Here is a 10323-nt window from a genome sequence, read left to right on the forward strand (position 1 = left end):
CGACCCGGCCCCGTGACCGGGCGCGGGACCGCCCCTCACCCACTAGATGCACGTGGGGTCGCATCGGTTGCAGCGAGCCCGAATCCGGTTCGCTGGGCGCCGAGCCTGCGCCGTACCCTTGCGCGCATGACCACCCCCCGGATCCTGCGGATGTCGAGCCTCTTCGTGCGCACGCTGCGCGACGACCCGGCGGACGCAGAGGTCCCGAGCCACCGGCTGCTGGTCCGCGCCGGCTACATCCGCCGTGCCGCGCCCGGCATCTACACCTGGCTGCCGCTGGGGCTGCGGGTGCTGCGCAAGATCGAGGGCATCATCCGCGAGGAGATGGACGGCATCGGAGCCCAGGAGCTGTCGTTCCCGGCGCTGCTGCCCCGCGAGCCCTACGAGGCGACCAACCGCTGGACCGAGTACGGCGACAACATCTTCCGGCTCCAGGACCGCAAGGGCGCCGACTACCTGCTCGGGCCGACCCACGAGGAGATGTTCACCCTCGTGGTGAAGGACCTGTACTCGTCGTACAAGGACCTGCCGCTGGCGATCTACCAGATCCAGACCAAGTACCGCGACGAGGCGCGGCCGCGCGCCGGGCTGCTGCGCGGCCGCGAGTTCGTGATGAAGGACTCCTACTCGTTCGACGTCGACGACGCCGGGCTCGAGGCGTCCTACCAGCGCCACCGCGACGCCTACGTGCGGATCTTCGACCGGCTCGGCTTCGAGTACGTCATCGTGCAGGCGACCTCCGGGGCGATGGGCGGCTCGAGGAGCGAGGAGTTCCTCGCCAAGGCCGACGTCGGCGAGGACACCTACGTGCGCTGCAGCACCTGCGACTACGCCGCCAACGTCGAGGCCGTGCAGGTGCGTCCGCCCGACCCCGTGGCCTACGACGACGTGCCGGCCGCGCACGCCGAGGCGACGCCGGGCACGCCGACGATCGAGACGCTGGTCGACCACCTCAACGAGGCGTTCCCGCGCGCCGACCGGGCCTGGCACGCCGGCGACACGCTCAAGAACGTGCTGGTCGTGCTCAAGCACGCCGACGGCACCCGCGAGCCGGTGGCGATCGGCCTGCCCGGCGACCGCGAGGTCGACCAGAAGCGGCTCGAGGGCCAGCTCGAGCCCACCGAGGTCGAGCCCTTCGACGAGGCGGAGTTCAAGAACCACCCGGCGCTGGTCAAGGGCTACATCGGGCCGGGCGTGCTGGGGGAGAAGGGCGAGTCCGGCATCCGCTACCTCGTCGACCCCCGCGTGGTCGAGGGCACCCGCTGGGTCACCGGCGCCAACGTCGGGGGCAGCCACGTCATCGACCTCGTCGCCGGCCGCGACTTCACCCCCGACGGCACCATCGAGGCAGCCGAGGTCCGCGACGGCGACCCGTGCCCCCGCTGCGACGACGGCACGCTGCAGTCGGCGCGCGGCATCGAGATGGGCCACATCTTCCAGCTCGGCCGCAAGTACGCCGACGCCCTCGACCTGCGGGTGCTCGACGAGAACGGCAAGCTCGTCACGGTCACCATGGGCTCCTACGGCATCGGGCCCTCGCGCGCCGTGGCCGCCATCGCCGAGGGCACCCTCGACGAGGCCGGCCTGTGCTGGCCCCGCGACGTCGCCCCGGCCGACGTGCACCTGGTGGCCGCCGGCAAGGACCCCGACCTGTTCGCCGCGGCCGAGCGGATCGCCGTCGAGCTATCGGAGCAGGGCGTCGAGGTCATCTACGACGACCGCACCGGCAAGGTCAGCCCCGGCGTGAAGTTCAAGGACGCCGAGCTGATCGGCGTCCCCACCATCGTCGTGGTCGGCAAGGGCCTGGCCGACGGCGTCGTCGAGGTCAAGGACCGCCGTACCGGCGAGCGCGCCGACGTCGCCGCCGACCGGGTGGTCGACCACGTCGTGGGGTTGGTCCGCGGCTGAGCCGGGGGGCTGAGCCCGCGGTCCGGGCAGCGGTGAGCAGGCCTCCGTTCGGGCGGGTCAGACCGAGGCTCACGCACCGCCGCCCGGCGGGTGGTGCGGGCAGCGGTGAGCAGGCCTCCGTTCGGGCGGCTCAGACCGGGGCTCACGCACCGCCGCCCGGCGGGTGGTGCGGGCAGCGGTGAGCAGGCCTCCGTTCGGGCGGCTCAGACCGGGGCTCACGCACCGCCGCCCGGCGGCTGGTGCGGGCAGCGGTGAGCAGGCCTCCGTTCGACCGGCTCAGACCGGGGCTCACGCACCGCCGCCCGGCGGGTGGTCCGGGCAGCGGTGAGCAGGCCTCCGTTCGACCGGCTCAGACCGGGGCTCACGCACCGCCGCCCGTCACATCTCCTCGTGCACGTCCGGATCGCCGTCGAAGCGACGACCGTCGGGGCGGGCCAGCGCCGTCAGCGCCGCGACCTCGTCGTCGGTGAGCTCGAAGCCGTCGAGGTCGAGGTTCTGGCGCTGGCGGTCGGGGTCGGCCGACTTCGGCACCGGCATCGAGCCGAGCTGCACGTGCCAGCGCAGCACCACCTGGCCGGGCGAGACGCCGTGGGCGGCGGCCGCGTCGGTCACGGCCGGCTCGTCGAACGGCGAGGGGTTCTTGCCGAGCGGGCTCCACGCCTGGGTGAGGATGCCGAGCCGCTCGTGCTCGGCGCGCAGCGCGACCTGCGGGAAGTAGGGGTGCAGCTCGACCTGGTTGAGCGCGGGCACCACCCCGGTCTCGTCGATGATCCTGGCCAGGTGCGCCTCGGTGAAGTTGCTGACGCCGATGGTCCGCACCAGGCCGTCGCGCTGCGCCTCGATCAGCCCGCGCCAGGCGTCGACGTAGAGGTCGCGCGAGGGGTTGGGCCAGTGGATCAGGGCCACGTCGATCTGCTCGACGCCGAGCCTGCGGGCCGACTCGGACAGCGAGCGGAGCGCGAGCTCGCGGGCGTGGAACCGGCCCGGCACCTTGGTGGCGACCCGCACCTCGTCCCGTGGCACCCCGGAGCGGCGCAGCGCCTCGCCGACCTCCTCCTCGTTGCCGTAGTTGACCGCGGAGTCGAGCAGCCGGTAGCCGACCTGCAGGGCGCTCACCATCGCGTCGACCCCCGCGGGGCCGGTGAGCGGGTAGGTCCCGAGGCCGACGGCGGGGAGCGTGGTGCCGTCGTTGAGCGTGTGGGAGGCGGTCATGCTCCCAGCATGCCAACCGGACGGGCGACCCCCGGAGCGACCCGGTGCAGCGGGGCCCGGCCGCGCTTGCCCGCGGGCTCGAGGAGCTCCATCAGCCGCAGGCAGTAGGTCACCCGCTGTGCCAGCAGCGTGGTCGTGCCGAGCTGCGCGGCGAGCTCGGCGGTCGTGAACGGGTCGGCCGGCAGCGGCGCGCCGAGCAGGCCGAGCGCGTCGACCGGCTCGCGCAGCTCGTGGCTGCCGAGCACCTCGCCCAGGTGTCGCGTGCCGGGGTCGCGCGTACGCCGGCCGGAGCGGCTCCGCACCGGCGCCGGCCCGCGCACGTGGTCCTCGCGGCACATCAGCACCTCCACGACCAGGTTCGGGTGCCCGAGCAGCGAGGGGAAGGTGACGAGCCGGTCGAAGACCTCCAGCGCGGCCCCGCGCTTGGGGGAGCGGCGCTCGGAGAGCACCACGCCGTCGGCGTCGACGCGCACGATCCGGCGTTCGGCCGGCACCGGGTGCACGATCCGCATCCGGTGCCCGTCGAGCAGCGCGTCGAGCTTGGGGCCCAGCGGCCCGAAGCCGCCGGTCTGCACCTCCACGAGCTCGCCGTCGGCACGCACCAGGTCGACCACCCACCGCCCGACCGGCACCTCGGTGCGGTCGCCCGGACCGCTCAGCCACTCCTTCACCGCGGCGTGCAGCGGCCCTTCCGCGAGGGTCCCGATGCCGGTCACAGCGGCACCCTACGCAGCCGGTACACGTGGATGAGGGACCTCGGCGGGAGTCGGTCTAGGGTCCCGGCCATGCCCGCGATCGACGCCGTCATCTTCGACTGGGGCGGGACGCTCACCGCCTGGCACGACATCGACTTCCACGCCGAGTCGATGGCACTGGCCCAGGCCGTGGTCGACGCCGACCACGACGTCTCGGTCTCCCAGCAGCTGCTCCACGCCGCGGGTGCCGCGGTGTGGGGCCGCTCCCGCGACCACCAGCGCAGCGCCACCGTCGCCGACCTGTTCGACGAGGCCGGCCTGTCCCACGACCCCGAGCTGCTCGAGGCCTACTACGAGTTCTGGGAGCCGCACACCCTCACCGACCCCGACGTGCGCCCCACCTGGGAGGCGCTGCGGGCCGACGGCATCAAGATCGGCGTGCTCTCCAACACGATCTGGCCGCGCAGCTACCACGAGGGCATCTTCGACCGCGACGGCGTGCGCGACCTGATCGACGGCGACGTCTACACCAGCGAGGTGCCGTGGACGAAGCCGTCGCCGCACGCGTTCCGGGCCGCGATGGACGCGGTCGGCGCCACCGACCCGGCCCGCTGCGTCTACGTCGGCGACCGGCTCTTCGACGACGTGTGGGGCGCCCAGAACGCCGGCATGCGGGCGATCCACGTGCCGCACAGCGTGATCCCGCCCGAGCAGGTAGGCCACACCGAGGGCGTGCCCGACGCCGTCGTCCACCGCCTCCGCGACGTGGTCGACGTGGTCCGGGGCTGGGCGGGTTAGGTCGCCGGAATCGATCGACCACAACTGCTCGATCGCGTGCTTGTTGTCGATTGCCGGGCCGCCCAATCTGCCGGAACCGCTCGATTGCGTGGTTGTGGTCGATTGCCCGGGTGGCCCTGATTGCCAGAACGGCTCGATTGCGTGGTTGTGGTCCATTCACCCGCCCCCGGGGGCCGGTTTCCCCTCGGTCGACCGCCGCCCCCACGACGGCCCGCATCCGGCCGGGGAGCCGTACCCCCGGGGGCATGAGTTCTGCAGGTTTGTGCAATGCGATTTTGTGAGGAGCGAACCGTCTCGCGCCCGCACCCCGAGGTGCTGCATGGTTGTGCACGAGGAACCACGGCGGTTGGCCCCCTACCAACCAGGAGCCGTCCTCATCGGCCTCGTGTCCAGGCCGCGGTCCGCGTGCTTGCTGGATCGGGGAGCATCTCGGGAGCTCCTCGGAACGGCGAGCACGCGGACCTCTCCCATTTCCGGGCTCTACCTGACGAGCGGCGGGGTCAGGCCTCGAGGCCGGGCAGCACCGCGGGCGTCCCGCCGAAGCGCAGCTCGGCCAAAGCGCTGGCCTGCAGCAGCGCGATCGCGCGGGTGCGGTCGTCGGCCGAGGTGCCGCCCACGACCGCTGCGTACGTCGCGGTGCAGCGCCGCTCGAGGTCCAGCGCCGCGGCCCGCACGCCGGCCGGGGTCTCGATCCCCTCGGGCACGGCGTACGCCGGCTCGGTGCCGACCGGCGTGCGACCCGACGCGGCCAGCGCGGCCACCAGGTCGTCGCGGCGGTCGCGGTGCTCGGCGTGGGCGGCGGTGATCGCGGCGAACAGCGCGGGCTCGCGCGACTCCGACGTCCGGCCGCCGAGGACGCCGAGCAGGTAGACCGCGGCGTGCTCGGCGGCCAGCGCGGTCTGCAGGTCGCTCATCGCACCTCCGGCGGCAGCACGGCGAGCCGCTGTCCGACCGCGGCGGCCATCGACGCGAGCGTCGCCGCGAGCCCGCCGCTGGCCACCTCGCCCGCGAGCCGCGCTAGCTCCCGCTGGAGCCGGGTCTCGGCCGCGCGCACGCCCCCCGCGCCACCGGCCGGGGGTGGGGAGGCCGAGCCGGGCGAACGGTCCGGCGCCAGCCGGGCCAGGTGCTCGGCGTGCAGCCGCCGCAGCGGTCGCACCGCGCGTCGGGCCGGGCCGGTGGTCGCCAGCACCGTGGCCGCGGCGAGCTCGACCTGCTCGACCGCCTGCGTCACCAGCGCGTCGTCGGGGTCTGACGGCGGCGCGGCGAGGGTCGGATCGGCGCTGGTCCGATCGCTGGGCGTCGCCTCCGGCGGCCGCAGGTCGTCGACGTCGCAGGCCGCCAGCAGGGGCACGCCGAGCACCACGCCGAGCGCGGCGCGGCGGCTGGTGAGCGGAGGGTGGCGGCGCACGGCGCGACCCTACCTGCGGGTCCGGGCCGCAGCCGCGCGGCAGCCGCTATCGTGGCCGGACGGACCGCACGACAACAGAACAAGGAGGCCGCCCACCGTGAGCAGCCGGCAGGACGCCATCCGCGACCGGATCGCAGACGAGCTGAGCGCGCCCCTGGGCGGGCTGGGGCTCGACGTCGAGGACGTCGAGATCACCCCCGCCGGCAAGCGCCGGATCCTCCGGGTCGCCGTCGACGGCGACGGCGGCGTCACCCTCGACCAGGTCGCCGAGGCGACCCGCGCGGTGTCCGACGTGCTCGACGGCTCCGACGTGATGGGCGAGCAGCCCTACACCCTCGAGGTCACCTCCCGCGGCGTCGACCGGCCGCTCACCCTGCCGCGCCACTGGCGTCGCAACGCCGACCGCCTGGTCGCGGTCACCCTCGCCGACGGCACGGCGCTCACGGGCCGGATCGGCGCGTCCGACGACACCTCGGTCACCCTCGACGTCGACGGCGCCCAGCGCGAGGTCGCCTACGCCGACGTGGCCAAGGCCCTGGTCCAGATCGAGTTCAACCGGAAGGCGGAGGAGTCCTGATGGACATCGACCTGAGCATCCTGCGGATGCTGGAGCGCGAGAAGGAGATCTCCTTCGACGTGCTGGTGGAGGCCATCGAGCAGGCCCTGCTGACGGCGTACCACAAGACCCCCGGCGCCCAGGAGCAGGCGCGCGTCGAGCTCGACCGCAAGACCGGCCACGTCACGGTGATGGCCACCGAGGTCGACGACGACGGCAACGCCGTGGGGGAGTACGACGACACCCCCGACGGGTTCGGCCGGATCGCCGCGACGACCGCGAAGCAGATCATGCTCCAGCGGCTGCGCGACGCCGAGGACGACATCAAGTTCGGGGAGTTCAGCGGCAAGGAGGGCGACATCATCTCCGGCGTGATCCAGCAGGGCCGCAACCCCGACGACGTGATGGTCGACCTGGGGCGGCTCGAGGCGGTGCTGCCGCCCGGCGAGCGGGTGCCGGGCGAGGTCTACGACCACGGCACCCGGATCAAGTGCCTGGTGATCTCGGTGCGCAAGGGGATGCGCGGCCCCCAGGTCACGCTCTCGCGCTCGCACCCCAGCCTGGTCAAGAAGCTGTTCGCGCTCGAGGTGCCCGAGATCGCCGACGGCACCGTCGAGATCGCCGCGATCGCCCGGGAGGCCGGCCACCGCACCAAGATCGCCGTCACCACCGATGCCCCGGGCGTCAACGCCAAGGGCGCCTGCATCGGCCCGATGGGCCAGCGGGTGCGCAACGTGATGGCCGAGCTCCACGGCGAGAAGATCGACATCGTCGACTGGTCCGAGGACCCCGCCACGTTGGTGGCCAGCGCGCTGTCGCCGGCCCGGGTGACGTCGGTCGAGATCGTCGACCTCGCCGCCCGGTCGGCCCGGGTCGTCGTGCCCGACTTCCAGCTGTCGCTGGCGATCGGCAAGGAGGGCCAGAACGCCCGCCTCGCCGCCCGCCTCACCGGGTGGCGGATCGACATCCGCTCCGACGACGAGCCGGCGACCGAGGCCTGAGGCCGGGCGGCGGGCACGGCGAGGCACGGCGGGACCAGGTATGTCGGGCGACACCTACCTGCTCGGTGACGGACCGACCGGGGTGCTGGTGCTCTCCGGCGCCGACGGCGGCCTCGACGAGCAGCGCTGCGCGGTGCTGGCACGCGCCGGTGCGACGGCGGCCTCCCTGCGCTGGTTCGGCCGCGCCGTCGAGGGGGTGGCGCTGGAGTCGTTCGACGACGCCCTGACCACGCTCCACGAGCGCTGCGACCGGCTGGTCGTGCTCGGCACCGCACGCGGCGCCGAGGCCGCGCTCCTGCTCGGCGTGCGCCACCCCGAGGTCGACGCCGTGGTGGCGATCTCGCCCACCGACGTGGTGTGGGCGGCGCTGACCTCCGCCCGGCCCCAGCGCAGCGCCTGGACCTCTGGCGGCGACCCGCTGCCGTTCGTGCCCCACGACGACGACTGGGAGCCGACCCCGGCCGAGGTCGGGCCGCCGGTGTCGTTCCGCGGCCTCTACGAGCAGAGCCTGGAGACCTACGCCGACCGGCTGCCCGCCGCGCGGATCCCGGTCGAGCGGATCGCCGGCCGGGTGGTGCTCGCCGCCGGCGGGGCCGACGCGGTCTGGCCCTCGGTCGACTTCGCCGACGAGATCGTGCAGCGCCGGGAGACATCCGGCCTCGAGACCACCCTGGTCACCCATCCCGAGGCCGGTCACCTGGCCGTGCTGCCCGGCGAGGACCCGTCCGCCCCGTCGCCCCGGGTCGCCGCCGGCGGTGATCCGGAGGCCGACGCCGCCCTCGGTGCCCTGCTCTGGCCCCACCTCGCCGACCTGCTCCGACCTCCCGGACCCGACCCGACCCGACCGGACGCCCGCCACGGCGCGACGGTCACGGACGAACGGCAGGTGCTCCGGCCCGATCCGGGTGCCGTCCGTCCGTGACTACCCCGGTGGTCGAGTCGGCCCGGCGCCCTCGACCCACGACACCGTCATCGACGGCACCAGGTGGTCGTCGTCGCCGGTGGACCACTCGGGGAAGTCGAAGACCGCGACCATCACCTGGAGGGGGTACGTCGGCGGGCCGGCGCAGCGACGCACGACCTCGCCGTCGACGGTGAAGACCGCCTCGACGGCGTTCCAGTCGACGGCGTAGGTGTGGGACGCGCGGACGTCGATCGCCAGCCGGGGTGCGGCGAAGTCGTCGCGCAGCGCGGGGTCGCGGAACGGCTTGATGCCCACGCCCACCTCGGCGGAGGCGTCGTCGGCGGGTCCGAGCGAGCGGCCGAAGACCTCGACCACGCAGAGCTCGCCGCACTGCTCCTGGGCGGGGTCGTCCTCGAAGCCGCTGAGCCACAGCGCGGCCATCGAGCGGGGCGAGAGGTCCATCGCCGCGCGCACGGCGACCCGTCCCGACGACGGCAGCCAGCCCTCGAGGCGCTCCTGCTCCTCGAGCACCACCTGGCCCGCGCGGAACCGCTGCTGCCCGCGGGTCGACCCCACCGGTCCCGACCAGCTGCCCGACTGGAGGCCCGAGACCCGCAGCGGCGGCTCGTGGTCGCCCGGGCACCACACCGGGTGGTCGACGGGGACGTCGAGCACCAGCCCCTCCGGCCCGGTGCGGTACGACGCCGCGGTGGCCGCGCGCGACGACCAGGCCGGCAGGTAGTGCGGCAGCCAGCGGCTGCGGTCGAGGTCGGGACCCGCGAAGGTGTCGCGGAACCCGTCCCCGGGCGCCGGGGGGCGGAACACGGTGTCGTCGGCCACGGTTGAGGAGGGTAGCGACGAGGGACCTCCCGCGCCCCGGTTCGGCCTCGCGGGTCCGAAGCGGTAGGGTTGTTCCTCGGTGGCGCGACGACCGAACCCCCAGCCTCGCCCGGACGACCAGGCCCTCACCGGCCCCGTCCGGACCTGTGTGGGGTGCCGGGAGCGGGCCGCCCGAAGCGAGTTGTTGCGGGTGACCGCCGGCTCGGACCCCGACGGCCGACCAGCCGCCGTGCCCGATCCGACGAGCACCGCACCCGGGCGGGGAGCACACCTGCACCCCACTCCCGAGTGCTACGACCTCGCGGTGCGCCGGAAGGCATTCGGCCGGGCCCTTCGGGTCCCGACCGGGCTCTCCAGCGCACCGGTGGGTGACTACCTCGACGCGCAGACCGACCGAGCACGACCGACCAGGAACTGGAGCAGCAGCTCATGAGCACTCGATGAGTACTTCCCGATGAGTTTGCACAACCACTGACGGTCTCAGGTCGCCCACACGGGTCTGAGGCCAGGAGGAGAAGCGTGGCCAAGACCCGAGTACACGAGCTCGCCAAGGAGTTCGGAGTCGAGAGCAAGTTCGTTCTCGAGAAGTTCAAGGAGATGGGTGAGTTCGTCAAGTCGGCGAGCTCGACCGTCGAGCTTCCCGCAGAGATGCGGTTCCGCAAGGAGTACGGCGAGAAGCTGAAGTCCGAGAAGCCCTCCGGGGGCGGCGCCGCAGCGCCCGCCGAGGAGGCGCCGGCCAAGAAGGCCGCGGCGAAGAAGGCGCCGGCCAAGAAGGCCGCCGCTGCGCAGCCCGACAGCGAGCCGGCCGCACCGTCGACCGACCAGCCGGAGGCGACCCCCGCCGCCGAGCCGGTGGCGGAGACCCAGACGTCCGCGCCGGCCGAGTCGGCCCCCGCGGCGCAGGCCCCGGCCGCCCCTTCGGTCAAGCCGGGCCCGCCGCGCAAGCCCGAGCCGCCGGCCGCTCCGGAGGCCCCGGCCGCCGACGCCGACGCCCCGGCCCC

General features: G+C 74.0%; 12 protein-coding genes. 7 read left to right on the forward strand and 5 right to left on the reverse strand.

The window, feature by feature from the left end; genetic code table 11:
- The first annotated feature begins 126 nt into the window (after positions 1-126).
- Positions 127-1908, forward strand: coding sequence for a proline--tRNA ligase (locus tag JT721_RS20465; RefSeq protein WP_240341192.1), 1782 nt, complete (start codon positions 127-129; stop codon positions 1906-1908).
- Between the two features lie 378 nt (positions 1909-2286).
- Here the strand turns inward: JT721_RS20465 and JT721_RS20470 are convergent, their stop codons facing one another.
- Together JT721_RS20470 and JT721_RS20475 are read right to left on the reverse strand one after the other, a co-directional pair.
- Positions 2287-3120, reverse strand: coding sequence for an aldo/keto reductase (locus tag JT721_RS20470; protein WP_205475285.1), 834 nt, complete (start codon positions 3118-3120; stop codon positions 2287-2289).
- On the reverse strand, positions 3117-3836 hold the full coding sequence (locus tag JT721_RS20475; protein ID WP_205475286.1) for a hypothetical protein: 720 nt from the start codon (positions 3834-3836) through the stop codon (positions 3117-3119). Before JT721_RS20475 ends, JT721_RS20470 begins: the two co-directional genes overlap by 4 nt.
- 69 nt (positions 3837-3905) lie before the next feature.
- Here JT721_RS20475 and JT721_RS20480 point away from each other — a divergent pair, with 69 nt between their 5' ends.
- A complete protein-coding gene (locus JT721_RS20480) occupies positions 3906-4613 on the forward strand; it encodes an HAD family hydrolase (RefSeq protein WP_240341193.1) in 708 nt (235 codons plus the stop codon).
- Between the two features lie 500 nt (positions 4614-5113).
- Here the strand turns inward: JT721_RS20480 and JT721_RS20485 are convergent, their stop codons facing one another.
- Both JT721_RS20485 and JT721_RS20490 read right to left on the reverse strand, forming a co-directional pair.
- Entirely contained in the window at positions 5114-5527 is a 414-nt protein-coding gene (locus JT721_RS20485; protein ID WP_205475288.1) for a ferritin-like domain-containing protein, read from the reverse strand.
- On the reverse strand, positions 5524-6021 hold the full coding sequence (locus tag JT721_RS20490) for a hypothetical protein (protein WP_205475289.1): 498 nt from the start codon (positions 6019-6021) through the stop codon (positions 5524-5526). Before JT721_RS20490 ends, JT721_RS20485 begins: the two co-directional genes overlap by 4 nt.
- A 97-nt stretch (positions 6022-6118) precedes the next feature.
- Here JT721_RS20490 and rimP point away from each other — a divergent pair, with 97 nt between their 5' ends.
- From rimP to JT721_RS20505, 3 genes are read left to right on the forward strand one after another with little or no spacing between them, the layout of a single operon-like run.
- Positions 6119-6598, forward strand: coding sequence for a ribosome maturation factor RimP (rimP, locus tag JT721_RS20495; protein WP_205475290.1), 480 nt, complete (start codon positions 6119-6121; stop codon positions 6596-6598).
- Complete coding sequence (gene nusA, locus JT721_RS20500; protein WP_205475291.1) at positions 6598-7578, forward strand: transcription termination factor NusA; 981 nt, start codon at positions 6598-6600, stop codon at positions 7576-7578. Before rimP ends, nusA begins: the two co-directional genes overlap by 1 nt.
- Positions 7579-7618: 40 nt before the next feature.
- Positions 7619-8500 carry an acyl-CoA thioester hydrolase/BAAT C-terminal domain-containing protein gene (locus JT721_RS20505; protein ID WP_205475292.1) on the forward strand — a complete coding sequence of 294 codons (882 nt, stop codon included), beginning with the start codon at positions 7619-7621 and terminating at the stop codon, positions 8498-8500.
- On the opposite strand, the gene JT721_RS20510 is transcribed toward JT721_RS20505, so the two are convergent.
- Entirely contained in the window at positions 8501-9322 is an 822-nt protein-coding gene (locus JT721_RS20510) for a glycoside hydrolase family 16 protein (RefSeq protein WP_307828179.1), read from the reverse strand.
- A gap of 148 nt (positions 9323-9470) precedes the next feature.
- On the opposite strand from JT721_RS20510, the gene JT721_RS20515 reads away from it, so the two are divergent.
- Positions 9471-9755, forward strand: coding sequence for a YlxR family protein (locus JT721_RS20515; RefSeq protein ID WP_307828181.1), 285 nt, complete (start codon positions 9471-9473; stop codon positions 9753-9755).
- An 86-nt stretch (positions 9756-9841) separates the two neighbouring features.
- Positions 9842-10323: translation initiation factor IF-2 N-terminal domain-containing protein (locus tag JT721_RS20520; protein ID WP_205475294.1), on the forward strand; the 482-nt coding region annotated here is incomplete at its 3' end.

It is taken from the genome of Nocardioides sp. SYSU D00038, assembly GCF_016924665.1.
Classification (GTDB): Bacteria; Actinomycetota; Actinomycetes; order Propionibacteriales; family Nocardioidaceae; genus Nocardioides.

Coding starts and splice junctions, on each gene's coding strand:
- JT721_RS20505 (WP_205475292.1), top strand. CDS start 7,619: ATGTCGGGCGACACCTACCTGCTCGGTGACGGACCGACCGGGGTGCTG.
- JT721_RS20465 (WP_240341192.1), top strand. CDS start 127: ATGACCACCCCCCGGATCCTGCGGATGTCGAGCCTCTTCGTGCGCACG.
- JT721_RS20480 (WP_240341193.1), top strand. CDS start 3,906: ATGCCCGCGATCGACGCCGTCATCTTCGACTGGGGCGGGACGCTCACC.
- JT721_RS20485 (WP_205475288.1), bottom strand. CDS start 5,527: ATGAGCGACCTGCAGACCGCGCTGGCCGCCGAGCACGCCGCGGTCTAC.
- nusA (WP_205475291.1), top strand. CDS start 6,598: ATGGACATCGACCTGAGCATCCTGCGGATGCTGGAGCGCGAGAAGGAG.
- JT721_RS20470 (WP_205475285.1), bottom strand. CDS start 3,120: ATGACCGCCTCCCACACGCTCAACGACGGCACCACGCTCCCCGCCGTC.